Below are 24,361 nucleotides of genomic sequence, written 5' to 3'. Positions count from 1 at the left end.
GCGCGCCATGACACAGACATCCCGCAGAGACTTCCTGAAGCTGAGCGGCGGCACGCTGGGCGCCGCCATGCTGCCCTTCCTCAAGGCGATCCCCGCCCATGCCGCCAGCGGCGAGGTGCTGGTGGCGGTGACCGGGCAGACGATCAACTCGCTCGACCTGCACCGCACCGGCACCAACCGCGCCTCCTACCAGGTGGCGGTGAACTGCTACGACCGGCTGGTGAGCTTCGGCACCAAGCCGGCGCCGGGGGGCGGGCTCTCCTACGACTATTCTGTGATCGAACCCGAGCTCGCCGAGAGCTGGACGATCTCCGACGACGGCCTGACGATGACCTTCAAGCTGAAGCCCGACGCGACCTTCTGGGACGGCAGCAAGGTGACCGCGGCGGATGTGAAATGGTCCTTCGACCGGGCGGTCTCGGTCGGCGGCTTCCCGACCGTGCAGATGAAGGCCGGCGGCCTGCAGCGGCCCGAGCAGTTCGTGGCGGTGGATGCGGAGACCTTCGTGATCCGGCTCGACCGCCCGTCGAAGCTGACGCTGCCGGATCTCGCGGTGCCGGTGCCCTTCATCATCAACTCCGCCGTGGCCAAGGCCAATGCCACCGAGGCCGACCCCTGGGCGATGGAGTATCTGCACACCACGCCGGCGGGCTCCGGCGCCTACAAGGTGGCGGCCTGGCAGCAGGGCCAGCAGCTGGTCTACGAGCGCAACGACGCCTGGGTCGGCGGGCCGCTGCCGGCCTACAAGCGGGTGGTGCTGCGCGAGGTGCCGAGCCCGGCGACCCGGCGCGCGCTGATCGAGCGCGGCGACGTGCAGATGTCCTTCAACATCCCCAACAAGGATGCCGCCGAGCTCTCGGCCAAGGAGGGCGTCACGGTCTATTCGACGCCGATCGAGAACTGCATCCACTGCCTCTGCCCGAACACTGCCTTCGAGCCGTTCCGCGACGCCAATGTCCGCAAGGCGCTGGCCTATGCGATCCCCTACGAGGCGATCTTCCAGACCGCCGCCTATGGCCGCGGCGCGCCGATGTGGGGCGGGCCGGCCGAGATCGCCGACACCGCCTGGCCGCGGCGCTCGCCCTACATGACCGACATGGCGAAGGCGAAGGAGCACATGGCGGCCTCCGGTTTCGCCTCCGGCTTCGAGGTGCCGCTCTCGATCAGCCTCGGCCTCGCCGACTGGATGGAGCCGACCGCGCTGCTGCTGCAGGAATCCTTCGGCGAGCTCGGCATCCGCACCGAGATCGAGAAGATCCCCGGTGCCAACTGGCGCACCGCGGCGCTGGTCGAGAAGCGCCTGCCGCTGCATCTGGAGAATTTCGGCGGCTGGCTGAACACGCCGGACTACTACTTCTTCTGGGCCTACAAGGAGGGGCACCTCTTCAACTCCTCGAACTACCGCAACGAGGAGGTCGAGCGGCTGGTCGACGAGAGCCTGCACATGGCGATGGACGACCCGGCCTATGCGCCGAAGATCAAACGCCTCTTCGAGATCGCCTTCGAGGACCTGCCGCGCATCCCGCTCTGGCAGCCGGCACTCAACGTCGCGATGAACGGCGCGGCGGGCTACGAGTTCTGGTTCCATCGCCAGCTCGATGTGCGTCCGCTCGAGAAGGCCACCTCCTGATGGTGTCGGACCGCGCGAAGATGATCCTGGGCCGCATGGCCCAGGCGCTGCCGGTGGTGGCCGGGGTGGTGGTGATCTCCTTCCTGCTCACCCGCGCGCTGCCTGGCGATCCGGCGGCCTATTTCGCCGGTCCGGCCGCGAGCGAGGCCTCGATCGCCGAGGTGCGCGAGGCGCTCGGTCTCGACAAGCCGCTGGTGCAGCAGTTCTTCCTCTATGTCGGCGATCTGGCGCAGGGCAATCTCGGCACCGCGATCTCCACCGGCCAGCCGGTGGCGGCGGATCTGGCGAGCCGCCTGCCGGCCTCGCTGGAGCTGACGCTGGTGGCGCTGCTGCTGTCCTGCGCGGTGGCGATCCCGCTCGGCGTGCTGGCGGCGACCCGGCCCGGCACCTGGGTCGATCATCTGTGCCGGGTGCTGGTCACGGCCGGGGTCTCGATGCCGACCTTCTTCACCGGCATCGTGCTGATCTACGTCTTCTATTACCTGCTCGGCGTCGCGCCCTCGCCGCTCGGCCGGCTCGACTTCATCTACCTCCCGCCGCCCACCGTCACCGGCTTCCACCTGATCGACGCCGCGCTCGCGGGCGACTGGGAGACCTGGTTCGGCGCGCTGAAGCAGCTGGTGCTGCCGGCGGTCACGCTGGCGCTCTTCACCCTGGCGCCGATCGCGCGGATGACCCGGGCGGCGATGCTGCAGGCGCTGTCGTCGGACTTCATCCGCACGGCGCGTGCCGCCGGGCTCGGCCGCGGCAAGGTGCTCTACGGCTATGCGCTGCGCAACGCGCTGCTGCCGGTGATCACCACGCTCGGCATGGTGTTCTCCTTCACCCTCGGCGCCAACGTGCTGGTGGAGAAGGTCTTCGCCTGGCCCGGCATCGGCTCCTATGCGGTCGAGGCGCTGGTGGTCTCCGACTATGCCGCGGTGCAGGGCTTCGTGCTGGCGATGGCGCTGCTCTTCGTCCTCCTCAACCTGGTGATCGACATCGCCTATGCGCTGATCGACCCGCGGATCGGATTCTCCTGATGGCGAAGGATACCCTCACGGCCGCCGAGGCGCCGCCGCGACGCGACGGCACGCTGGCCCATATCGGCCATGTGCTGCGCGAGAACCCGGTGACGATGCTGGCCTTCGCCATGCTCGGCTTCTTCCTCGGCTGCGCGCTGCTCGGGCCGGTGCTGGTGCCCTATGACCCGCTCGCCACCGAGGCCGCCCGGGCACTCGAGCCGCCCTCGTTCGAGCACTGGTTCGGCACCGACAATCTCGGCCGCGACGTGTTCAGCCGGGTGATCGTCGCGACCCGGCTCGACCTGACGATCTCGGTCGCCGCGGTGGCGCTGAGCTTCGCGTTCGGCTCGGTGCTCGGCGGCATGGCGGGCTACTGGGGCGGCTGGATCGACGCGGTGCTCAACCGCTGCCTCGACACGATCATGGCCTTCCCGCTCTTCGTGCTGGCGATGGGCGTGGTCGCGGCGCTGGGCAACACGGTGGAGAACATCATCTACGCCACCGCGATCATCAACATTCCCTTCTATGCGCGCCTGGTGCGGGCCGAGGTCAACATCCGGCGCAATGCCGGCTTCGCCCGGGCCGCCCGGCTCGCCGGCAACGGCGACCTGCGGGTGCTCGCGGTGCATATCTTCCCCAACGCGCTGCCGCCGATGATGGTGCAGGTCTCGCTCAATCTCGGCTGGGCGATCCTGAACGCGGCGGGGCTCTCCTTCATCGGGCTCGGGGTGCGACCGCCGACGCCGGAATGGGGTATCATGGTGGCCGAGGGCGCGAATTTCATCGTCTCCGGGGAATGGTGGCTCGCGGTCTTTCCGGGGCTCTGGCTGATGCTGGCGGTGTTCACCTTCAACCTTCTGGGAGACGGGCTGCGCGACATCGTCGACCCGCGCAAGAGGACCTGAGCGATGCTGCAGATCGAGGATCTTTCCGTCGCCTTCCGCACCCGCAAGGGCGAGGTCAACCCGGTGCGCGGGATCTCCTTCGAGGTGGCCCGCGGCGAGCAGCTCGGCATCGTCGGCGAGAGCGGCTCGGGCAAGTCGGTCACCTCCTATGCGCTGATGCGCATCCTCGATGCCGGGGGCGAGATCCGCACGGGCACGATCAGCTATGGCGGGATCGACCTGCGCCGCGCCGCCGAGCGCGACATGCGCAGCATCCGCGGCCGGGAGATCTCGATGATCTTCCAGAACCCGCGCGCGGCGCTCAACCCGATCCGCAAGGTCGGCCACCAGATCGAGGACGTGCTGCTGCAGCACGCCCAGGCCACCCGGCAGGACGCCCGGGCGAAGGCCATCGAGGCGCTCGAGGCGGTGCGCATCGCCGATCCGCAGGCGCGCTACGACGCCTATCCCTTCGAGCTCTCGGGCGGCATGTGCCAGCGCGTGGTGATCGCCATCGCGCTGGCCTGCAGCCCGCGGCTGCTGATCGCCGACGAGCCGACCACCGGGCTCGACATCACCACGCAGAAATCGGTGATGGACCTGATCCGCGAGCTGGCCCGCGCCCGCGAGATGGGCTCGATCCTGATCACCCACGATCTCGGCCTGGCGGCGCAGTATTGCGACCGTATCGTGGTGATGAAGGACGGCCGGATCGTCGAGACCGGCGCGCCGCAACGCCTCTTCACCGAGCCGGAGCACCCCTATACCCGGCGCCTGGTCGACGCGACGCCGGTGGTCGGCGCCTCGATCCGCAGCCTGCTGCCGGCGGAGGCGCGCACGCCCGAGCCCGCGCACCGGGTGCAGGACCATCCGGTGCTCGAGGCGGTGGATCTGGTGAAGACCTATCCCTCGAAATCCGGGCCGGTGCAGGCGGTCAAGGGCATCTCCTTCGCGATCCGGGCGGGGCAGTCGCTCGGGCTGGTGGGCGAATCGGGCTGCGGCAAGTCGACCACCTCCGAGATGATCGTGCGCCTGCTCGATCCGAGCTCTGGCAAGATCCTGTTCGACGGGCAGGACATCGCCGCGGTGCCCGCCGCGCGCTTCGCCTGGCACCCATTGCGGCGCGAGATCCAGATGGTGTTCCAGGACGCCACCGACAGCCTCAACCCGCGCGACACCGGGGCCTCGGCCATCGCCGAGCCGCTGGCGCGCATGGGCGGGCTCGGCGGCCGGGCGCTGAAGGCCCGTGTCGCGGAGCTGGCCGATCTCGTCGGCCTGCCGCAGCCACTGCTCAGCCGCTACCCGCACCAGCTCTCGGGCGGGCAGAAGGCCCGCGTCGGCATCGCCCGGGCGATCGCGCTCGAGCCGAAGCTGCTGATCCTCGACGAGCCGACCGCCGCGCTCGACGTCTCGATCCAGGCGGTGGTGCTCAACCTGCTGGTTGACCTGAGAGCCCGGCTCGGGATGTCCTATCTCTTCGTCAGCCACGATCTCAACGTCGTCCGCCTGCTCTGCGACGAGGTGATCGTGATGAAGGGGGGCGAGATCATCGAGCGCGGGCCGACCGCGCAGGTGATGTCCGCCCCCGCCCACCCCTATACGCGCGCGCTGATCGAGGCGGCGCCGCAACCCCCCGTCAAGACCCCGGCATAAGTGGAAGATCCGATGATTGAGACCCTGCCCTTCACTCGCGCTGCGCTGCATGCCGCCTATCGGGAGGGCGTCACTCCCGCCGACGTGGTGGCCGAAACCTATCGCCGCATCGCCGCGGCGGATGATCCCGCGATCTTCATCTGCCTGCGCGACATCGCCGAGGTGCAGGCCGAGGCCGCGGCGCTGCCCGGCGATCCGGCGACGCATCCGCTCTGGGGCCTGCCCTTCGTGGTGAAGGACAACATCGACGTCGGCGGCATGACCACCACCGCCGCCTGTCCGGCCTATGCCTACGAGGCCGAGCGCGACGCCTTCGTGGTGGCGCGGCTGCGCGTGGCCGGCGCGCTGCTGATCGGCAAGACCAATCTCGACCAGTTCGCCACCGGCCTCGTCGGCGTGCGCTCGCCCTATGGCGTGCCGCGGAACGCGCTCGACCCGGAGATCGTGCCGGGCGGCTCCTCCAGCGGCTCGGCGGTGGCGGTGGGGCTCGGCCTCGCGGCGTTCTCGCTCGGTACCGACACCGCGGGCTCGGGCCGGGTGCCGGCGGCGCTGAACGGCATCGTCGGGCTCAAGCCGAGCCTCGGCGCGCTCTCGGCCACCGGCGTCGTGCCCGCCTGCCGCACGCTCGACACGATCTCGGTCTTCGCAGCCTCGGTGGCGGATGCCTATGCCGCCTATGACATCGCCTGCGCCTATGACCCGGCGGATGCCTTCTCGCGCGAGATCGTGGCCGGCGCCCCGGGGCCGGTGCCGGCGGGGCTGCGCATCGGCGTGCCGTCGCGCGAGACCCGGAAGTTCTTCGGCGACGAAGCGCAGGCGGCGATGTTCGAGGCTGCACTGGCCCGGCTCGCCGGGCAGGGGGCGGTGATCCGCGAGATCGACTTCACGCCCTTCTACGATGTCGCGGAAATGCTCTACGAGGGCGCCTGGGTGGCCGAGCGCTATGCCGTGGTCGAGGCGCTGATGGAGGCCGATCCGGAGGCGCTGCTGCCCACCACCGCCGGGATCATCGGCGCGGCGCGGCGGCTCTCCGCGGCGGATGCCTTCCGCGGCATGTACCGGCTGAAGGACCTCGCGCGCACCGCCGGCGCGGCGCTCGGCGCGCTCGACCTGCTCTGCGTACCCAGCATTCCGACCTTCTACACCCGCGCCGATCTCGAGGCCGATCCGGTCACGCCGAACTCCAATCTCGGCACCTATACCAACTTCGTGAACCTGCTCGATCTCTGCGCCATCGCGGTGCCAACCGAACCGCGCGCCGACGGGCGCCCGGGCTCGGTCACGCTGATCGCGCCCTCGGGGCAGGATGCGCTGGCCGCCTCGGTGGCGCAGCTCTTCGAGGCGGCGCCGGCCCTTCCGCTCGGCCCGCGGCCGGCGCCGGAGACCTTCCGCATCGCCGTCTGCGGCGCGCATATGCGGGGCCTGCCGCTGAATCACGAGCTGACCTCGCGCGGCGCACGGTTCCTGCAGACCGCGCGGACCGCGCCGCAATACCGGCTCTATGCCCTGGCCGGCGGCCCGCCGGCGCGCCCCGGCCTTCTGCGCATCGAGAAGGGGGCGGCCATCGATCTCGAGATCTGGGCGCTGCCGGAGACGGCGCTCGGCGGCTTCCTTGCCGGGGTGCCGGCGCCGCTGACCATCGGCACGATCACCCTCGAGAACGGCGCGGAGGTCCACGGCTTCCTCGTCGAGGCGGCCGGGGTGCAGGGCGCCGAGGACATCACCCATCTCGGCGGCTGGCGCCGCTTTCTCGAGGGCAGGGCAGGGGTGGCGGCGCCCTGAGGCGCCGCGCAGGCATCAGGGCGTGGTGACCCTGGCCCGACCGATCGTCGCCTCGTCCGTGCCGAACCAGACCTCGCCCTCGGGCGCGTAATAGTGCATGTGCCGCACGGTTCCGGCGCCGGAGGGGATCGGCGTGACCGAGCTGATCCCGGCGGTTGCCGTGTCGATCCCGACCATGCGGTTCGGCTCCACCCCGGTCTCGACGATCCAGAAGGTGCCCGCCGCATCGAGCGCGGTGCCATAGGGGCGGCTGCCGGAGCCCGCGGGCAGCGCGATCTCCGCAAACGCGCCGGTCGCCGGGCTGAACCGGCCGGCGACGCCGCGGCGATAGTCGGCATACCAGACCTCGCCACTCTCCGTGACCTCGAGCCGCCGCGGCCGGGCATCCGCGGCCGGGATCTCGTGCTCGGTGACCGCGAGGCTCTCCGGATCGACCGAGGCGAGCCGGTTGGTGCCGAGCAGCGCGACCCAGACGGTGCCGTCCGGCCCCACCTTGATGCCATAGGGGCGGGCGCTGCCGCTCTCCACCTCGATCAGGTCGATGCGCTCGTCCGCCAGCGAGAGCCGGCCGATGAAGTTCCCGATCTGCACGGTGAACCAGATGTTCCGCTCGCCCTCGTCGAAGACCAGGGTATGCGGATCGTTGGCCGCGGGGTCGGGCATCTCGATCCGCCGGATCTCGTCGGTCTCCGGATCGTAGCGGCCGATATAGCCCGAGAGATTGCCGGCATACCAGACAATGCCGTCGGCGCCGACGATCAGGTTGTGCGGGCCGGGCTCGTCCTCGAGGGGCCGGATCGCGATCTCGCCGGTCGAGGGGGTGAGCCGGCCGAGATAGTCGCCGGCCTGGCCGACGAACCAGACGGTGTCGGCGGCCGCGGCATAGGGATCGCGCGGGCGGCCGTCGGCCTCCACCGCCCATTCCTCGATGACGACGCCGGAATCGGCGCTGGCGAGGGGCGCGGTCTGGGCAAGGGCGACGACGAGCGCGGTTCCGAGAAGGGCGCGGGCTGGTTCGGGGAGCAGTCGCATTGCATGCCTCCTAGCGTCCAGGGTTCCCGGCAGCGAATCGCGGCGATGCCGCGACCGCCCCGGCGGCGCCGGCACCCGGCCGGCGCGAATGCCGCGATTGACGCTGCAACGATGCGGGAAATCAATCAAACAAATCCTGATGTCATCGACTGCTGCCGCGGCGCCCGCTCCGCGCCATCCGGGCCGGCATCCCGCCCCGCCCGATCCGCGTTCCGCCCCGCGGATCGGCGAGGGCGCCGCCTCAGGCGAGCATCTGCGTGTCGCCGCAGATCGAGATCGCCTGGCCAGAGATCGTGCGGCCGCGCTCGCTGCACAGGAACAGGATCTGGTCGGCGATCTGGCGCGGGGTCACGTATTCCCGGATCGAGGTGTAGGAGAAGGCCGCCGCCTCGATCTCGGCGAAGCTCCGGCCGAGGCGCTGCGCCTTCGCCTCGAGCACCCGGCGCTGCCGGTCGCCGGCCACCAGCCCGGGCAGGATCGCATTGACCCTCACGCCATCGGGCCCGAGCTCGATCGACAGCGACTTGGTGAAGCCGATCACCCCCCATTTCGCCGCGGCATAGGGCGAGCGCAGGGCAAAGCCGCAACGCCCGGCGAGCGAGGAGAGGTTGATCAGGGAGGCGTTGTCGCTCTGTCGCAGCAGCGGCGCGGCCAGCCGGGCGAAGTTGAACTGTCCGGTCAGGCAGACCTCGAGGCAGCGGTCCCATTCCTCCGGCGGCAGGTCGTCGACCTTCGCCGTCGGCCCGGCGATCCCGGCATTGTTCACCATGATGTCAAGCCCGCCGAGATCCGCCGTCGCGGTCTCGAAGAAGGCGGCCACCGCCGCCCGGTCGGCGACATCGCATGGCGCCGAGCGGATCGCCGGGTCGCTGGTGCCGAGCGCCGCGAGCGCCCGGTCGTCGGCGTCGCAGACCCAGACCCGCGCCCCCTCCTCGACGAAGGCGCGCGCGATCTCCAGGCCGATGCCGCCGGCGCCAGCGGTCACGATCACCCGCCGGTCACGAAGGTTGAGGTCCATGCCGTGTCTCTCTTTCCTGTCAGGAGGGCAGCTTGTTCTGCCCCTTGATGAACTCCGCGGCGCTGGCGATGTCGCGGGCGATCGCCTCGCGGGCGCGGGCCGGATCGCGGTCGCGAATCGCCCGTGCCGCCGCCTTGTGGCACTCGACCGCGATACCGGCCTCGAGCCGGCCCGGGTTCTCGCGCAGGTCGAGGTTGAGCACCGGCCCGACCCGTAGCCACAGCGCGAAGACGATCTCGAGCAGCGTCGGCGATCCGGCCGCCGCATAGATTGCGAAATGCAGCTCCTGATTGAGCCGCACCGCATGCACAATATCGGAGGGGCGGGTGCTGCTGAGCGCCGTGAAGGCGCGCTCGGCGCGCTCGATCTCGGCGAGCTGCGCCTCGTCGCGGTTGCGCGCCGCCTCGGCCGCCGCGAAGCCCTCGATCTCCTCGCGCACCCGGGCCAGATCGCGGAACGTCGCGAGATCCATCACCGGCACCATGGCCGCACGGTTGCGCGCGACGGTGAGCGCGCCGGTCGCGGCAAGCCGCGCCACCGCCTCGCGCACCGGGGTCATCGAGACGCCAAAGGTCTCGGCCAGGTCGCGGATCGAGAGCCGCTCGCCCGGCGCCAGCTGGCCCGAGATCAGCAGCTTGCTGAGCTGGCGGAACGTGCGGTCGCCGAGCGTGGGCTCGATCTGCAGCTGGGCTTCCCTGGCGAGTGCGTCGTTCATCGGCATCCAGAATTCTCTCGACATATGAGCGGTCATAGCACAATCTGACTGTGATCACAGATAACAGATCACAAAAAGCACGACGCAGATCGTGTGAAAACCCAGAACGGTCCCCAAGGAGGAAAAAATGGCTGCATACAGACCCATTTCCCGCCGCCGCCTGCTCCAGTCGGGCGCCGGCGCGGCCGCGCTCACGCTTGCCAGCCCGGCGATTCTGCGCGCCCAGTCGGACAAGATCCGATTCGGCCACCTGACCCCGCGCACCGGCTTTCTCGGCCCGCTCGGCGAATACGCGGCGATGGCCTCTCGCCTCGCGGTCGACGAGATCAACGCCGCCGGCGGCGTGATGGGCCGCGAGATCGAGCTCCTGCAGGAGGATTCGGTCAATCCGCAGACCGCGTCCACTAAGGCCGAGCGGATGATCGAGCGCGACGGGGTGGCCTGCATCGTCGGCGAGATCTCGTCGTCCTCCGGCCTGACCATCGGCCAGGTGGCGCAGCGCACCGGAACGCTCTTCGTCAACACCGGCTGCAACTCGGACGCGCTGCGCGGTTCGGACTGCAAGAAGTTCATGTTCCACATCGAGGCGCAGAACTCGATGTACGTGAAGTCGATCGGCCAGTTCTACACCCGCGAGGGGCTGGTCGAGGGCAAGCGCTGGTTCTCGATGACCGCCGACTATGCCTTCGGGCACGACCTCCTGAAGGTGGCGAAGCGCTTCATGACGGCCAATGGCGGCACCTTCGCCGGCGACGAGCTGGTGCCCACCGACGCCACCGACTTCTCGGCCTACATGCTGCAGATCCGCGCCGCCGAGCCGGACCTGGTGATCCTCAACCTCGCCGGCCAGCAGACCACCAACTTCTTCAAGCAGTATGCCGAGTTCGGGCTCGACTATCCGCTCGGCGGCTTCGGCTTCGACATGGCGCTGGCCTGGGCGGCGGGCAAGGGCAACTTCGTCGGCTCCTGGCCCTCGGTCTGGCACCACCGGGTCGAGACCGACGGCTCCCGCGCCTTCGTCAAGGCCTTCACCGACGCCTATGGCAAGCCGCCCGAGAACCAGGCCTGGGGCGACTACAACGCGGTCAAGATCATCGCCCAGTCGATGGAGGAACTCGGCACCACCGACAGCGCCGCCATCGTCGAGCATTTCGAGAGCGAGGCGAGCTTCGACGTGCTGAAGACCCGCGAGGGCTATTTCCGCAAGCGCGACCACCAGTTCATGAACGAGATGTACGGCATCACCGCGCTGCCGCCCGACCAGATCGAGAACCAGTGGGACATCTTCACCTCGAGCGATCCGGTTCCCGGCACCGGCGAGAGCCTCGAGCTGATCGCCGCGACGGAAGAAGAGAACACCTGCACCTTCCCGAGCTGAGTCGGCCCGAGACGGTCCGGACGACCCCGCCGCGCCGGGGTCTCCGGGCTCCCCGGACGACGGGGCGTCCCGGGCGGGCGGGATGACGCGAGGCGGCGCCGGCTGCGGCCGGGGCGGCCCCGCGGCTCCCGCTCGCCCGGGCCTCCGGCCCCGCTCTCACCGAAGCCGCTCCCGAGCGCAATCGAATCGGTCTCCACATGCTCTTCGCAATGCAACTGCTCAACGGCCTGCTGGACGGGGTCTACTACCTGCTGATCGCGCTCGGCCTGTCGCTGATCTTCTCGCTCGGCGGCATCATCAACCTGGCACACGGAGCGTTCTACGCCATCGGCGCCTATCTGACGCTGACGATCGCTCCCTATGTGGGCTTCGGCGGCGCGCTGGTGATCTCGCCGGCGGCCGTGGCGCTGCTCGGGATCACGGTGGAGCGGCTGCTCTTCACCCGGTTCTACCGGATCGACCCGCTCTATTCGCTGCTCCTGACCTTCGGCCTCGCCATGGTGGCGGAGCAGGGCCTGCGGATGATCTACGGCGCGGCGCCGCTTTCCTTCTCGATCCCGGACTATCTGCGCGGCCAGGTGTTCCTCGGAGACTTCATCTACTCGCGCTACCGGGTTTTCCTGATCGCGGTGGCGACGCTCTGTGTCGCGGGGCTGTGGTTCCTGCTCGAGCGCACCTCCTTCGGCCGCGTGGTGCGCGCCGGCGTGCAGGACCCGGACATGGTCGGCGCGCTCGGCATCTCGCTCAGGCCCTACATGGCGGCGGTGGCCGGCATCGGCATCGGGCTGGCCGGCCTCGCGGGCGTGCTGCTGGCGCCGATCTACACCATCCACCCGGCGATGGGGGCGGAGATCCTGACGCCCGCCTTCGTGGTGGTGGTGATCGGCGGGCTCGGCTCGTTCTGGGGCGTGGTGCTGGCCGCGCTTCTGGTCGGCATGGTCAAGGGCGCGATGGTCGGGCTCGGCTTCTCCGCGTTCTCCACCGCCGCGATCTACTTCATGATGCTCGTGATCCTGCTGCTGCGCCCGCGCGGCCTGTTCGGCGAGCGGATCACCAGGTTCGAGTGAGCAAGATGACGCGCTACACCCCCCTCATCACGGCGGCGCTCGGCCTGCTGCTGCTGCCGCCCCTGATGCTCTCGATCGGGCTCACCATGACCTCGGCGGCGGAGGTGGTGATCTTCGCCATCGCCTGCCTCGCGCTCAACGTGCTCACCGGGCATACCGGGCTCGTCTCCTTCGGTCACGGCGCCTGGTTCGGCATGGCCGCCTATGCCGCGGGCATCGCGCAGCGCGAGCTGTTCCCCGAAGGCTTCTTCGGCCCGGTGCTGATCGGGCTCGGCATCACCGCGCTGGCGGCGACGGTCTTCGGCTTCCTGATCCTGCGCCGGCGCGGGGTCTATTTCTCGCTGCTGACGCTGGCGCTCTCGGCGATGCTCTACGTGATCGCCTTCCGCTGGACCGGGGTGACCGGCGGCGAGAACGGGCTTGGCGGGATCACCCGGCCGGCCTTCGCCGGGGCCAGCTTCGAGGACCCGGAGGCGTATTACTATCTCGTCGGCGGCATCGGCTTCGCGGTGGTGTTCCTGCTCTGGCGGCTGCACGGATCGCCGCTCGGCTCGGTGCTGGTGGCGATCCGCGAGAACGAGCAGCGCGCGCGCTTCCTCGGCTACCGCACCGATCGCTACAAGCTCGCGGCCTTCGTGATCTCGGCCACGCTGACCGGGCTCGCCGGCGTCCTGCTGCTCTACAAGAACCGCATGACCTCGGCCGAGCCGATCAGCGTGATCTTCTCGGGCGAGCTGCTCGCCATGGTCGTGATCGGCGGCATGCGCAGCTTCATCGGCCCGATGATCGGCGCGCTCTTCTACGTGCTGTTCCGCGAGTTCCTGTCGATCTACACGCCGAACTGGCTGTTCTGGTTCGGGCTCCTGTTCGTCGGCTTCATCGTGTTCTCGCCGGACGGGCTGGCGGGGATCGGCCGGCGGCTCCTGCGCCTGGTGCGCCCCGATCCGGTGGAGGACGCGGCGATGTCCGGCCGGCGGGTGGCGGAGCGGCCCTTCCCGGCGCATCTGCGCCCCGGGAGCGGGCTCGAGGGGCCGGCGCTCGAGGCCGAGAACGTCGCCAAGTCCTTCGGCGCGCTCAAGGCGGTGGACGGGGTCAGCCTGCAGGTCGCCGATCGCAGCCTGCACGCGCTCATCGGCCCTAACGGCGCTGGCAAGACCACCGCCTTCAACCTGATGTCCGGGATGTTCGCGCCCGACCGCGGCACGGTGAAGGTGGCCGGCAGGCGCCTGCCCGGCGGCTCGCCCGAGGCCGCGGCGGAGGCCGGGATCGGCCGTTCGTTCCAGATCACCAACCTGTTCCCGGAACTCAGCGTCGAGGAGAACATCCGCCTCGCCGCGCAGGCGCAGGACCCCGCCCGCTTCGATCCCTGGCGCTCGACCCGAAGCCTTGCGACCACCCGCGCCGAGACCCGCGAGATGCTCGACTGGCTCGGCCTCGCCGGCATGGAGCGCGCGCCCGCCGGCTCGCTCTCCTATGGCGGGCAGCGGCTTCTCGATCTCGGCCTCGCGCTGGCCGCAAGGCCGCGGATCCTGCTGCTCGACGAGCCGCTGGCCGGCCTCGCCGCGGCCGAGCGCGCCCGCGTCGGAGACCTGATCAAGACGATCTCGCAGGAGATCCCGGTGCTGCTCGTCGAGCACGACATCGACCGGGTGTTCCAGCTTGCCGATCATGTGACGGTGATGAACGAGGGCGTGAAGCTGCTCGACGGCGATGCCGAAACGGTGCGCGGCTCGGCGGTGGTGCAGGAGGTCTATATCGGCGCCGGCAATGCCGCCATCGCCGCCCGCCCGCGCGCCAGCGCCGCGACCTCGGAGCTGCTGCTGCGCGTCTCCGGCCTCAACACCCACTACGGCAAGAGCCACATCCTCGCCGATCTCGGCTTCGAGCTCCGCCAGAACGAGATCATGGCGCTGCTCGGGCGCAATGGCGCCGGCAAGTCGACGCTGCTCAAGTCGCTGATCGGCATCGCGCCGGTCTCCTCGGGCAGCATCGAGCTCGGCGGTGTCGACATCGCCCGCTGGAGCTCCGCCGAGATGGCCCGCGCCGGCATCGGCTACGCACCGCAGGGGCGCGGGCTCTTCGCCGGCATGACGGTGCGCCAGAACCTGGAGCTGGGCCGCCTGCGCCGGCGCACCGGCCAGGGCGCGCACTGGGACGAGGAGCGCATCTTCACCTTCTTCCCGCGCATCCGCGAGCGGCTGGAGACCCCGGCCGACATGCTTTCGGGCGGCGAGCAGCAGATGGTGGCGGTGGCGCGCGCGCTCTCGGGCGACACCCGGCTGCTGCTGCTCGACGAGCCCTTCGAGGGGCTGGCGCCGACGGTTGTCGAGCAGCTCTTCGAGAGCTTCGACCGGCTGCGCCAGGAGGTCTCGATCATCATCGTGGACCACAATCTGGACCTGGCGCTGGCGCTCTCCGATCGCACGGTGGCGCTCGAGCGCGGACGGGTGATACACGAGGGCGCCTCTGCCGCGCTGCGCGACGATCTCGACCTGCGCCGGCAGGTTCTCTGGCTCTAGTTTGGGAGTGACGACAATGGCCAAGGCATCCATCGTGGGATCGGGGCTGATCGGGCGTGCCTGGTCGATCGTGTTCGCGCGCGCCGGATGGGAGGTCTCCGCATGGGACCCCGACGCGGCGACGCGGGACGGCTTTGCCGCGGCGGCACGGGCCGATGCGGAGGTGCTGGCGGCGGCCGGGCTGATCCCCGATGCGGCGGCGCTGACGGCGCGGATCACGGTGGCCGAGACGCTCGCCGACTGCGTCGCGGGCACCGCGTTCGTGCAGGAGAACGGGCCCGAGCGGGTCGAGGTCAAGCAGGCGCTGTTTGCCGAGCTCGACGCGCTGGCGCCGCCCGAGGCCGTGCTCGCCTCCTCGACCTCGGCGATCACCGCCTCGCGCTTCACCGAGGCGCTCCCCGGGCGCGCGCGCTGCCTGGTGGGGCACCCGGTGAACCCGCCGCATCTGGTGCCGCTGGTCGAGCTCTGCGGTGCGCCCTGGACCGCGCCGGAGGTGCTGGAGCGCGCCCGCGAGACCTATCGCGCGGTCGGTCAGACCCCGGTCACCGTCAATGCCGAGGTCGAGGGCTTCGTGCTCAACCGCCTGCAGGGCGCGCTGCTGGCCGAGGCCTTCCGCCTGGTCGAGGACGGGGTGATCTCCGCCGAGGAGCTCGATCTCACGCTGACCGACGGGCTGGCCCGGCGCTGGTCCTTCATCGGACCCTTCGCCACCATTGAGCTCAACGCGCCCGGCGGCATCCCGGACTACTGCGCCCGCTACACCGGCTTCTACAAGCGCCTCGCCGCCGACCCGGCCGGCCCCGGCGTGTTCGACGAGGCCAGCATGGCGCGGCTGCTCGAGAGCTGGCCGCACGCGCCCGAACCCGGCCGCCTGGCCGAGCGCACCGCCTGGCGCAATGCCCGGCTCGCCGCGCTCTCGGCCCATCTCGGCGCCGCAGACTGATCCAGCGAAGAAGGAATGCCCACATGGCACGCAAAGTCATCATCACCTGCGCAGTGACCGGCGCGATCCACACGCCCTCGATGTCGCCATCCCTGCCGGTGACCCCGGCAGAGATCGCCGAGGCGGCGATCGGCGCGGCCGAGGCGGGGGCGGCGATCGTGCACCTGCACGCGCGCAACCCCGATACCGGCCAGCCCGACCAGAGCCCGGAAGGCTTCGAGCCCTTCCTCAAGGTGATCAAGCAGAACACCAATGCGGTGCTCAACCTCACCACCGGCGGCGCGCCCTACATGCGCGTCGAAGAGCGGACCGAGCCGGCCCGGGTCTGGAAGCCCGAGGTCGCCTCGCTCAACATGGGCTCGATGAATTTCGGCCTGTTCCCGATGCTGAACCGCTTCAAGGAATTCGACCACGACTGGGAGCGGGAGCACCTCGCCAACCGCGACATCGTCTTCCGCAACAGCTTCCAGGACATCGCCTATGTCCTCGACACGCTCTCGGATGCCGGCACCCGCTTCGAGTTCGAGTGCTACGACGCCTCGCATCTCTACAACCTCGCGCATTTCCTCGACGAGGGACGGGTGAAGCCGCCGCTCTTCGTGCAGACCGTGTTCGGCCTGCTCGGCGGCATCGGCGCGCATCCCGAGGACGTGCAGCACATGAAGCGCACCGCCGACCGGCTGTTCGGCAAGGATTACGTGTGGTCGGTGCTCGGCGCCGGGCGCAACCAGCTGCCGATCGCCGCGATGTCTGCGGCGATGGGCGGAAACATCCGCGTCGGGCTCGAGGATTCGCTCTGGTCCGGCCCGGGGCGGTTCGCGAAATCCAACGCCGAGCAGGTGGAGAAGGCACGCGAGATCGTCTCCGGCCTCGGGCTGGAGATCGCCACGCCCGACGAGGCACGGGGCATGCTGGCGCTCAAGGGCGGCGACCAGGTCGCGTTCTGAGCCACTGCCGGCGCAGGCCGGATCCGCGCGCCCGGCGACGGGCGCGCGCCGATTGGCCGGGCCTCACCGTGCGCGCCCGGGTTTCCGCTCCGGGCGGCCCGGCCCTCAGGGGTCAGCGCACGACATCGTGGATCGCCGCAGCCATTGCGCCGCCGCCGGATCGTGGCGCTATCCCTCTCCGATGCCCGCGGGGCGCACCATCCCGGAGAGACCGGATCGCGGCGGTCAGGCCGCGCCCTGCCGGTTTCTCGCCCGGCGCAGCGACGAGACGAGGGAGGCGAGGATCAGGATGCCGCAGAGCGCCAGGATGCCGGCGCTGATCGGGGTTTCGAAGAACACCACCGGATCGCCCCGGCCGATCAGCAGGGCGCGCCGGAGATTCTCCTCCATCATCGGCCCCAGGATCAGCCCGAGCAGCAGCGGCGATGCCGGGCAGTCGAGCTTGGCGAGCAGGTAGCCGGCGGCGCCGAGCCCGGCCAGCAGCACCAGCTGGAACGAGCTGTTGGCGACGCTGTAGACGCCGATGCAGAGGAAGATCACGATCATCGGGTAGAGGATCCGGTACGGGATCGACAGGATCTTCACCCAGACGCCGATGAACGGGATGTTGACCCAGAGCAGCAGGAAGTTGCCGATCCACATGCTCGCGATCAGCCCCCAGAACAGCTCGGGATGCGCCGAGATCACCCGCGGCCCCGGCGAGATGCCGTGCATGATCAGCGTGCCGAGGATCAGCGCCCCGACCGCGTCGCCGGGAATGCCGAGGGTCAGGGTCGGGATGTAGCCGGTCTGCGCCGCCGCGTTGTTGGCGGCCTCCGGCGCGGTGACGCCCTCGATGGCGCCCTTGCCGAAGCGCGACGGGTCCGCCGCGACGCGGGTCTCCACCGCATAGGCCATGAAGGAGGAGATCGTCGGCCCGGCACCCGGCAAGGCGCCGAGGAACGCGCCGAGGCCGGTTCCGCGCAGGATCGCGCCGACCGAGCGCCGGGCCTCGTCTCGGGTCGGCATCATCGAACGCCAGCCGCCGCCATGGTCGGGCAGCGCGCGGTCGACATGCGGCTCGAGGTTCCGCATCACCTCCGACAGGCCGAACATCGCCATGGCGACGACGATGAAGCTGATCCCCTCGGCCATGATCGGCACGCCGAAGGTGAAGCGCATCATGCCCGAGACGATGTCGGTGCCGACCAGGCCGAGCAGCAGCCCGACCACCACCATGCCGACCGAGCGCAGGAACGAGCGCGACGCCGCCGCGGCGGCCGCCAGGAGCCCGAGCAGCATCATGCTGAAATACTCGGCCGGGCCGAATTCCAGCGCGATGCTGACGATTGCCGGAGCCGCCACCGCGACCAGCATCAGCCCGGCACAGCCGCCGGCGAAGGAGGCGATCGCGGTCATGAAGAGCGGCACTCCGGCCCGGCCCTGCTGCGCCATCGGGTAGCCGTCCATCGCCGCGACGGCGGAGGCCGGCGTGCCCGGCAGGTTGAGCAGGATCGAGGCGGTCGAGCCGCCATAGAGCCCGCCGTAGAAGATGCCCGAGAGCATGATCAGCGCGCCCAGGGGCTCCAGCCCGAAGGTGAAGGGCAGCAGCATCGAGATCGCCGTCACCGCGCCGAGCCCGGGCAGCACGCCGACGAAGGTGCCGAGGACGACGCCGACCAGGCAGTAGAGCAGGTTGCTCCAGGAGAAGGCGACGTCGAAGCCGAAGGCCAGGTTGCCGAAGGTCTCCATCAGAATACCCAGAGCCGGAAGGGCAGGCCGAGCAGCGCCTTGAACACCAGCGCCGAGAACGCCGCCATGCCGACCGCAATCAGCGCCGCCTCGCGCCATCGGGTCTCGCTGCTGGCGATCCCGGCGACCACCACGCAGGCGATGCAGGCGGCGACCAGGCCGGCCCGCTCGACCAGCGCCGCGAAGACCAGGATCGCCGCGGTGAGGCCGAGGACGGGCCGGATGTGCAGGCGGTCGATCGGTTCGGGGAGGCGCCGCACGACCGACTTGATCGCGAGCACCGTGCCGATGATCACCAGCAGGCTGCCGAGCACCACCGGGAAGTATCCCGGCCCCATGCGCCGCATCGTGCCCATGGCATAGTCCTGCGCGCCGATCGCGAAGAATGCGCCGATGGCGATGAACAGCAGGCCTGTCAGGACATCCTTGTCAGTGAGCATTCCGCGCATTTCGCTGGTTCCTCCCCTTTGTTGCCGCGCCGCTCTGCCGGCCCGCCTCAGACGTAGCAGGGCCCGTCGATCAGCGGATACCGGGCGATGAAGCCCTCATCGACCTCGACACCGAGCCCCGGCGCATCGGGCGCAGCGATGCAGCCATCCGCGTCGATCTCGAGCTTGCCGTCGACCAGATCGGTGCGGAACGGGTTCACCGCGGTCGCGTCCGCCTCGAAATACCCGGCATTGTCGATGGCCGAGAGGAGGTGGAGCGAGGCGAACATGTTGAGCGCCGTCATCGAGGAATGCGGATGGATCTTCTGCCTGCGGGCCGAGGCCATCGCGGCGATGCGCAGGAGCTCGGTGATGCCGCCGCTCTTCGACAGGTCGGGCTGGAGGATGGTCACCGCATCCTGCTCCAGCAGGCGCTTGAACTCGTAGCGGGTATAGTGGTTCTCGCCCGCGGCGAGCGGTGTCCGGCCGAGCCCGGTCGCCTTGCCATAGGCATGGTCGTCATAGGGCGGGAAGGGCTCTTCCAGCCAGGCGGCCCGGCAGGCATCGAGCGCCGGCATCAGCCGGCGGATCTCGTCGAGCCCGTAGGCGGCGTTGACGTCGGTCATGATCTCGATCCCGTCGCCGAGCGCATCGCGCACCGCCTCGACCCGGGCGGCATCGCGCTCCGGCGTGTCGCCGAGGCGCAGCTTCAGCGCCTTGTAGCCCATGGCGACATAGCCCTGCGCTTCCTCGATCAGCGCGGGGGCGTCCTTGAAGCCCAGCGTCAGGCCGCCGGCATAGGCCGGCAGCCGGCGCTGCCCGCCACCGATCAGCCTGTAGATCGGCCAGCCCGCCGCCTTGCCGCGGATGTCCCAGAGCGCGAGGTCGATGCCGCTCATCGCGATCGAGGTGCCGGCGCCGAAGCCGTGGGTCGCCAGGTGCCCGAGATAGAGCCGGTGCCAGACGCCGACTGTGTCGCAGGCATCCATCCCCAGCACCATCGGCTTCAGGGTGTTCTCGATCAGCATCGCGATCGCGCCGGGCGAGCGGCCGTGATGCGCCTCGCCCCAGCCCACCAGCCCCTCGTCGGTGAGCACCTTCACCAGCACAGCGTCACGCTTGACCATCCGGCCGACGCCCATGCGGTGGTTGTGCCCTTCCGGCACACGATAGGAAATCGGATAAACCCTGATATCCTGAATCTTCATCGTTCCATCTCCCGTGTTTCCCTTCGTGTGCCGGCGTGCGAATGCGAGGCGTTCCGTGCCGCACGATTCGAGTGGATTGCACATATGTGTAATATCGTATTACAGGTTTGTGCAATGACCTGAAGCCAGTGCCTCGCCACGCGATCCGGAGAGACCCAGCGATGACATCCACCACCCCGCTCCGCGCCAGCATCGAAGACCCGCTCTGGGTGCCGGTCCTGACCCACTACACGCCCGATGGAGGCATCGACGCGCCGCGCATGCGCGCCCATCTCGCCAGCCTCGCGCCGCATGTCCGCCAGATCATGCTGGCCGGCTCCACCGGCGATGGCTGGGAACTCGACGACGCCCGGTTCGACGCGCTGATCGACCTCGCCGAAGGGGAGTTTCCCGACGGGGCGGCCATCCTCTTCGGCGTGCTGCGCCCGACGACGGAAGCGGTGGTCGCGCGGCTGCGGCACCTCGAGGCGCGGCTGGCGGCCAGCCCCGCGCTCCGGTCCCGTTTCCGCGGCGCGGTGCTCTGCCCGCCGGTCGAGCCGGAGGCCGGCCAGCCCCGGATCATCGAGCATTTCGAGGCGGCGCTGGCGGCCAGCACCTGCCCGGTCGCGGTCTACCAGCTGCCGCAGGTCACCGGCTGCCGGATCTCGCCCGAGACGATGGTGCATCTCGCCGGCAGCGACCGGGTGACCATGTTCAAGGACAGCAGCGGCGAGGACCGGATCGCCGGGGCGGCCGACTATGCCGGCGTCGTGCTGGTGCGCGGCGCGGAGGGCGGCTACGCCGAGGCGCTGCAGCCCGAGGGCGCCTATCACGGCTGGCTGCTCAGCACGGGCAATGCGCTGGCCGCGCCGCTGAAGCGCATCTGGGAGCTCGGGCAGGGCGGCGAGAAGGATGCAGCAAGGGCACTGTCGGACCAGGTGTCCGCGGTGGTCTCGACTGTCTTCGCTGCCGCCGCATCCGAGGGCGGGGCGAATGCCTTCTCCAACGCCAACCGGGCGATGGATCACCTCCGGGCATGGGGCAGCGCATGGAAATCCGCCCCGGCGGCCCTGAAGGTGGATGGCAGCCCGCTCTCCGAAGCGCTGCTGGACAAGGTGGCGGACCAGGCCGGCGCACTTCTGGAGATCGGCGAAACGGGGTATCTTTCCCGGAATGCGTGAGGACCGATGAGCGAGGATTCGGCATCAGCCGCGCGCCGGCAGGCTACCGGGGCGCTGGAACAGGCGATCCGGCCGGCCCGGAACCGGAGCCTCGGCGACGAGGTCTATGATGCGCTGGCGCGGCTGATCGGCTCCGGCGAGCTGGGGAGCGGCAGCCGCCTGCCGTCGGAGGGCGAGCTCTGCCGGCTGTTCGCGGTGTCCCGCCCGGTGGTGCGCAAGGCGCTCACCCAGTTGCGCGAGGACGGGATGATCGTCTCGCGCAAGGGCGCCGGCTCCTTCGTCTCGGCCAGGGCGGCAGGCGGCCCCCGCGGGCTGGAGGACCCCGAGAAGCAGCTCGGCACCATGCTGCAGGCGCTCGAGTTCCGCTGCAGCATCGAGCCCGACGCGGCCTACTACGCGGCGATCCGGCGCGGGCCGCGGGAGCTTGCCGGCATCGCCGCGGCGCTCGACGATTTCGACAGGCTCGAGCATGAGCCGGCCCGGCGGCGGGTGGACATGGCCTTCCACCGCTCGATCGCCGAGGCCGCGCGCAACGATCACTACGCGCGGGCGCTCGACGTCATCGACTACGACATCGAGATCGGCATCACCCTCGCCCGGCATCTCTCGCAGCTCGGACAGGAGGAGCGCCGCACGGCGATCTTCGCCGAGCACAGGGCGATCTATCTCGGCATCGAGGCGCAGGATCCCGCGGCCGCTCGGGAGGCGATGCTGCGCCATCTCGAATATTCCCGGGTCCGCGTGACGGCGCGCGGCGAGGAGATCCTGCGCCGGGTCCGCGGCGGCGACTGAGCCCCGGAAGCCGGCTCCGCATGGCGTTTCCTGCCCCGCTCAAGAATCTCTTTGACCGCAAAAGATGTAATACTCTATGACAGATTAGCGTGTTGCGCTGATCGGGTTTCTCCCTGCCAGAGAGCGGACGCGCCCAGAAATCGAGGAGGAAGCACCGTGAACATCTCTAGATTTGCCGCTGGCGCCGCGCTCGCCGGCGCCCTGATCGCGGCGGGTCTCTCGGCGCCGGCCCGGGCCGGGGACTATCCGGACCAGACCATCACCATCGCCGTGGCCTATCCGCCGGGCGGCTTCAACGACCAGGTCGCCCGGATGATCGCCGAGGATTTCAGCGCCCGCTGGGACGTGACCGTGGTCGTCGCCAACCGCCCGGGCGGCGGCACCGTCGTCGGCACCGACTATGTCGCCAAGGCCGACCCCGACGGCTACACGATCGGCATCTCGCCCTTCGCCTTCGGCGTCAATCCGGGGCTGTTCCCGGAGCTTCCCTATGATGCCGAGACCGATTTCCGCCATGTCATCGTGCTCGGCGACGCCTTCAACGTGCTGGTCGCGCATCCCGATTTCCCGGCCGATACGGTGGCGGAGCTGGTCGACTATGCCAAGGCGCATCCCGGCGAGATCAACTACGCCTCCGCCGGCAACGGCTCCTCGAACCACCTCTCGGGCGAGCTGTTCAAGTCGCTGACCGGGGTTGATGCGGTGCACATCCCCTATGGCGGCAGCGCGCCGGCGCGGACCGACCTGATCGCCGGCCGGGTCGACATCCTGTTCGACAACTACACCAACGTGAAGGAGCTGGTCGAGACCGGCAAGCTCAAGGCTCTCGGCGTGACCCTGCAGCAGGAGACCGCGCTGATGCCGGGCGTCCCGCCGGTGTCCGACACCGTGGCGGGCTACGAGGTCACCACCTGGTGGGGCGTCATCGCGCCGGCTGGCACCCCGGACGACGTGATCGAGACGCTCAACGCCGCGCTCAACGATTTCCTGACCAAGGGCTCGACCCTCGAGGTCTTCGCGGCCCGCGGCATCACCGAGATCGGCGGCAGCACCGCCGAGGCCGAAGCCTATGTCCAGAGGCAGATGGCGCAGTGGATCCCGGTGGCCAAGCAGGCCCAGATGAAGGTCGACTGACCGCCGGCCACATCGCCCCGCCTCCCGAGGCGGGGCATCTTCATCGAGGGAGGCCCGCTGGTGCCGCGCAAGCCCGTTGTTCTGCTGACCGACCCCATCGACCCCGGCGAGACCGAACGGCTCCGCCGCGCCGCCGATGTCCGCCTGCTGACCGATGGCGGTGCCCTCGCGCGCGAGATGGCGGCGGCGGATATCGTCGTCGTGCGCCGGAGCATTCCCGAAGCGGCGATCGCTGCCGCCCCCCGCCTGCGGGCGCTGATCCGCCATGGTGCGGGGCTCGATTTCATTCCGGTGGAGGCGGCCAGCGCCGCCGGCATCGCCGTCGTCAACACGCCGGACACCAACGCCGTGAGCGTTGCCGAGCATGTCTTCGGCATGATCCTCGCGCTGCGCCGCGCCATCGCCGCCAACGACCGCGGGATCCGGGAGGGCGAATGGCAGGGCCTTCGCGCCGGGGCGCTGCGGAGCCGGGAGATCTCCGGCAGCACGCTCGGCCTCGTCGGCTTCGGCAGCATCGGTCAGGCGGTCGGGCGCATCGCGGCCGAGGGCTTCGGCATGACCGTGCTGGCCGCGCGTCGCCGGGCCGCCGGGGGGCCGGACTGGGTGCGCTTCCTGTCGCTGGACGAGATGATCCCGGCCGCGGATATCCTGGTTCTCGCCTGCCCGCTCACGCCGGAGACGGCCGGGCTGCTCTCGGCCGAGCGGATCGGGGCGATGCGCCCCGGGAGCCTTCTGGTCAACATCGCCCGCGGGCCGGTTGCCGATGAGACGGCGCTGGCCGCAGCCCTCGCCGAGGGGCGGATCGGCGGCGCTGCGCTCGATGTCTTCGCGGCGCAGCCGCTGCGCGAATCGTCGCCGCTCCGGGAGGCTCCGAACACTTTGCTCTCGCCACATGTCGCCGGCCTCACGGTCGAGAGCATGCGCCGGATGAGCGCCGCCGCGGTGGAGGACGCGCTCCGGGTTCTGGATGGGCAACGCCCGCGGCATCTGGTCAACGACCGCGCCTGGCCGGAGATTGCCGAACGCTGGCGCCGCTTCGAGGCGGAACCGGATACCTCGCGATGAGCATCGAGGGGCGGTCACCGCTCCAGAAGACGGGGCCTCATTCCCGAGATTTCCTCGATCTGCTGCTGGAGTCGGGTCTGATGAGAACCGGACGAAGAAGCGACGGAGGTGCAGCTAGGGGCAGGTCATCGTGACCCTGCGGGAGCAGGAAGCAGGCGCAAAGGCCGCGCACCGGTACCGGCAGCAAGGTATCCCGAGCGCGGCCTTTGTCGATCTGCGCGCAAGCATGCCCCCGATCGGCGTGCAATCCAGATCGCCCTGGAGGGGAGCC

The 24,361-nt window shown here is 70.0% G+C and carries 20 protein-coding genes; 14 read left to right on the top strand and 6 right to left on the bottom strand.

Features of this window, described 5'->3' with window-relative positions:
• Positions 1-7 precede the first annotated feature (7 nt).
• Genes QSJ97_RS17480 through atzF form a run of 5 tightly spaced genes read left to right on the top strand, consistent with a single transcriptional unit; the run spans position 8 to position 6,953 of the window.
• Entirely contained in the window at positions 8-1,630 is a 1,623-nt protein-coding gene (locus tag QSJ97_RS17480) for an ABC transporter substrate-binding protein (RefSeq protein ID WP_285673303.1), read from the top strand.
• Positions 1,630-2,652 (top strand): ABC transporter permease, encoded by a 1,023-nt coding sequence (locus tag QSJ97_RS17475; protein WP_285673301.1) that lies wholly within the window; start codon positions 1,630-1,632, stop codon positions 2,650-2,652. The genes QSJ97_RS17480 and QSJ97_RS17475 overlap by 1 nt, the downstream gene beginning before the upstream one ends.
• Entirely contained in the window at positions 2,652-3,539 is an 888-nt protein-coding gene (locus QSJ97_RS17470) for an ABC transporter permease (RefSeq protein ID WP_285673300.1), read from the top strand. The genes QSJ97_RS17475 and QSJ97_RS17470 overlap by 1 nt, the downstream gene beginning before the upstream one ends.
• Positions 3,540-3,542: 3 nt before the next feature.
• A complete protein-coding gene (locus QSJ97_RS17465; protein WP_285673298.1) occupies positions 3,543-5,171 on the top strand; it encodes a dipeptide ABC transporter ATP-binding protein in 1,629 nt (542 codons plus the stop codon).
• Between the two features lie 12 nt (positions 5,172-5,183).
• Positions 5,184-6,953 (top strand): allophanate hydrolase, encoded by a 1,770-nt coding sequence (atzF, locus tag QSJ97_RS17460; RefSeq protein WP_285673297.1) that lies wholly within the window; start codon positions 5,184-5,186, stop codon positions 6,951-6,953.
• A 15-nt stretch (positions 6,954-6,968) separates the two neighbouring features.
• Here the strand turns inward: atzF and QSJ97_RS17455 are convergent, their stop codons facing one another.
• From QSJ97_RS17455 to QSJ97_RS17445, 3 genes are all read right to left on the bottom strand, one after another.
• Positions 6,969-7,985, bottom strand: coding sequence for a Vgb family protein (locus tag QSJ97_RS17455; RefSeq protein WP_285673296.1), 1,017 nt, complete (start codon positions 7,983-7,985; stop codon positions 6,969-6,971).
• Between the two features lie 241 nt (positions 7,986-8,226).
• A complete protein-coding gene (locus tag QSJ97_RS17450; RefSeq protein ID WP_285673294.1) occupies positions 8,227-9,003 on the bottom strand; it encodes an SDR family oxidoreductase in 777 nt (258 codons plus the stop codon).
• A gap of 19 nt (positions 9,004-9,022) precedes the next feature.
• Positions 9,023-9,724, bottom strand: a complete 702-nt coding sequence (locus QSJ97_RS17445; RefSeq protein ID WP_285673292.1) for a GntR family transcriptional regulator — start codon at positions 9,722-9,724, stop codon at positions 9,023-9,025.
• 121 nt (positions 9,725-9,845) lie between these two features.
• Here QSJ97_RS17445 and QSJ97_RS17440 point away from each other — a divergent pair, with 121 nt between their 5' ends.
• The 5 genes from QSJ97_RS17440 to kce all read left to right on the top strand — a co-directional run bounded on the left by QSJ97_RS17440 (position 9,846) and on the right by kce (position 16,572).
• Positions 9,846-11,096 (top strand): ABC transporter substrate-binding protein, encoded by a 1,251-nt coding sequence (locus QSJ97_RS17440; RefSeq protein WP_285673290.1) that lies wholly within the window; start codon positions 9,846-9,848, stop codon positions 11,094-11,096.
• A 197-nt stretch (positions 11,097-11,293) separates the two neighbouring features.
• On the top strand, positions 11,294-12,163 hold the full coding sequence (locus QSJ97_RS17435) for a branched-chain amino acid ABC transporter permease (RefSeq protein ID WP_285673288.1): 870 nt from the start codon (positions 11,294-11,296) through the stop codon (positions 12,161-12,163).
• A gap of 5 nt (positions 12,164-12,168) precedes the next feature.
• Entirely contained in the window at positions 12,169-14,682 is a 2,514-nt protein-coding gene (locus tag QSJ97_RS17430) for a branched-chain amino acid ABC transporter ATP-binding protein/permease (RefSeq protein WP_285673344.1), read from the top strand.
• Positions 14,683-14,698: 16 nt separating this feature from the next.
• Positions 14,699-15,625 carry a 3-hydroxyacyl-CoA dehydrogenase gene (locus QSJ97_RS17425; RefSeq protein ID WP_285673286.1) on the top strand — a complete coding sequence of 309 codons (927 nt, stop codon included), beginning with the start codon at positions 14,699-14,701 and terminating at the stop codon, positions 15,623-15,625.
• 23 nt (positions 15,626-15,648) lie between these two features.
• Complete coding sequence (gene kce / locus QSJ97_RS17420) at positions 15,649-16,572, top strand: 3,5-dioxohexanoate:acetyl-CoA acetone transferase (RefSeq protein ID WP_285673285.1); 924 nt, start codon at positions 15,649-15,651, stop codon at positions 16,570-16,572.
• A gap of 225 nt (positions 16,573-16,797) precedes the next feature.
• Here the strand turns inward: kce and QSJ97_RS17415 are convergent, their stop codons facing one another.
• Genes QSJ97_RS17415 through QSJ97_RS17405 form a run of 3 tightly spaced genes read right to left on the bottom strand, consistent with a single transcriptional unit; the run spans position 16,798 to position 19,939 of the window.
• Positions 16,798-18,303 carry a tripartite tricarboxylate transporter permease gene (locus tag QSJ97_RS17415; RefSeq protein WP_285673284.1) on the bottom strand — a complete coding sequence of 502 codons (1,506 nt, stop codon included), beginning with the start codon at positions 18,301-18,303 and terminating at the stop codon, positions 16,798-16,800.
• On the bottom strand, positions 18,303-18,743 hold the full coding sequence (locus tag QSJ97_RS17410; protein WP_285673283.1) for a tripartite tricarboxylate transporter TctB family protein: 441 nt from the start codon (positions 18,741-18,743) through the stop codon (positions 18,303-18,305). The genes QSJ97_RS17415 and QSJ97_RS17410 overlap by 1 nt, the downstream gene beginning before the upstream one ends.
• A 56-nt stretch (positions 18,744-18,799) precedes the next feature.
• Complete coding sequence (locus QSJ97_RS17405; protein WP_285673282.1) at positions 18,800-19,939, bottom strand: mandelate racemase/muconate lactonizing enzyme family protein; 1,140 nt, start codon at positions 19,937-19,939, stop codon at positions 18,800-18,802.
• 161 nt (positions 19,940-20,100) lie between these two features.
• Between QSJ97_RS17405 and QSJ97_RS17400 the strand changes: the two genes are divergently transcribed.
• The 4 genes from QSJ97_RS17400 (at position 20,101) to QSJ97_RS17385 (ending at position 24,090) form a co-directional block, all read left to right on the top strand.
• Positions 20,101-21,099 (top strand): dihydrodipicolinate synthase family protein, encoded by a 999-nt coding sequence (locus QSJ97_RS17400; protein WP_285673280.1) that lies wholly within the window; start codon positions 20,101-20,103, stop codon positions 21,097-21,099.
• Positions 21,100-21,105: 6 nt separating this feature from the next.
• Positions 21,106-21,891: a FadR/GntR family transcriptional regulator gene (locus QSJ97_RS17395; protein WP_285673278.1), complete on the top strand. Its 786-nt coding sequence runs from the start codon at positions 21,106-21,108 to the stop codon at positions 21,889-21,891.
• 156 nt (positions 21,892-22,047) lie between these two features.
• Positions 22,048-23,025, top strand: a complete 978-nt coding sequence (locus tag QSJ97_RS17390) for a tripartite tricarboxylate transporter substrate binding protein (protein WP_285673275.1) — start codon at positions 22,048-22,050, stop codon at positions 23,023-23,025.
• A 60-nt stretch (positions 23,026-23,085) separates the two neighbouring features.
• Positions 23,086-24,090: an NAD(P)-dependent oxidoreductase gene (locus QSJ97_RS17385; RefSeq protein WP_285673273.1), complete on the top strand. Its 1,005-nt coding sequence runs from the start codon at positions 23,086-23,088 to the stop codon at positions 24,088-24,090.
• The last annotated feature ends 271 nt before the right edge of the window (positions 24,091-24,361 follow it).

The organism is Paralimibaculum aggregatum, assembly GCF_030270585.1.
Taxonomy (GTDB): domain Bacteria; phylum Pseudomonadota; class Alphaproteobacteria; order Rhodobacterales; family Rhodobacteraceae; genus Thermohalobaculum; species Thermohalobaculum aggregatum.
This window is presented reverse-complemented; position numbering and strand designations above follow the sequence as displayed.

Coding starts and splice junctions, on each gene's coding strand:
- kce (WP_285673285.1), top strand. CDS start 15,649: ATGGCACGCAAAGTCATCATCACCTGCGCAGTGACCGGCGCGATCCAC.
- QSJ97_RS17395 (WP_285673278.1), top strand. CDS start 21,106: ATGAGCGAGGATTCGGCATCAGCCGCGCGCCGGCAGGCTACCGGGGCG.
- QSJ97_RS17445 (WP_285673292.1), bottom strand. CDS start 9,724: ATGCCGATGAACGACGCACTCGCCAGGGAAGCCCAGCTGCAGATCGAG.
- QSJ97_RS17435 (WP_285673288.1), top strand. CDS start 11,294: ATGCTCTTCGCAATGCAACTGCTCAACGGCCTGCTGGACGGGGTCTAC.
- QSJ97_RS17480 (WP_285673303.1), top strand. CDS start 8: ATGACACAGACATCCCGCAGAGACTTCCTGAAGCTGAGCGGCGGCACG.
- QSJ97_RS17440 (WP_285673290.1), top strand. CDS start 9,846: ATGGCTGCATACAGACCCATTTCCCGCCGCCGCCTGCTCCAGTCGGGC.
- QSJ97_RS17470 (WP_285673300.1), top strand. CDS start 2,652: ATGGCGAAGGATACCCTCACGGCCGCCGAGGCGCCGCCGCGACGCGAC.
- QSJ97_RS17450 (WP_285673294.1), bottom strand. CDS start 9,003: ATGGACCTCAACCTTCGTGACCGGCGGGTGATCGTGACCGCTGGCGCC.
- QSJ97_RS17430 (WP_285673344.1), top strand. CDS start 12,169: ATGACGCGCTACACCCCCCTCATCACGGCGGCGCTCGGCCTGCTGCTG.
- QSJ97_RS17400 (WP_285673280.1), top strand. CDS start 20,101: ATGACATCCACCACCCCGCTCCGCGCCAGCATCGAAGACCCGCTCTGG.
- QSJ97_RS17475 (WP_285673301.1), top strand. CDS start 1,630: ATGGTGTCGGACCGCGCGAAGATGATCCTGGGCCGCATGGCCCAGGCG.
- atzF (WP_285673297.1), top strand. CDS start 5,184: ATGATTGAGACCCTGCCCTTCACTCGCGCTGCGCTGCATGCCGCCTAT.
- QSJ97_RS17465 (WP_285673298.1), top strand. CDS start 3,543: ATGCTGCAGATCGAGGATCTTTCCGTCGCCTTCCGCACCCGCAAGGGC.
- QSJ97_RS17425 (WP_285673286.1), top strand. CDS start 14,699: ATGGCCAAGGCATCCATCGTGGGATCGGGGCTGATCGGGCGTGCCTGG.
- QSJ97_RS17405 (WP_285673282.1), bottom strand. CDS start 19,939: ATGAAGATTCAGGATATCAGGGTTTATCCGATTTCCTATCGTGTGCCG.
- QSJ97_RS17455 (WP_285673296.1), bottom strand. CDS start 7,985: ATGCGACTGCTCCCCGAACCAGCCCGCGCCCTTCTCGGAACCGCGCTC.
- QSJ97_RS17410 (WP_285673283.1), bottom strand. CDS start 18,743: ATGCTCACTGACAAGGATGTCCTGACAGGCCTGCTGTTCATCGCCATC.
- QSJ97_RS17415 (WP_285673284.1), bottom strand. CDS start 18,303: ATGGAGACCTTCGGCAACCTGGCCTTCGGCTTCGACGTCGCCTTCTCC.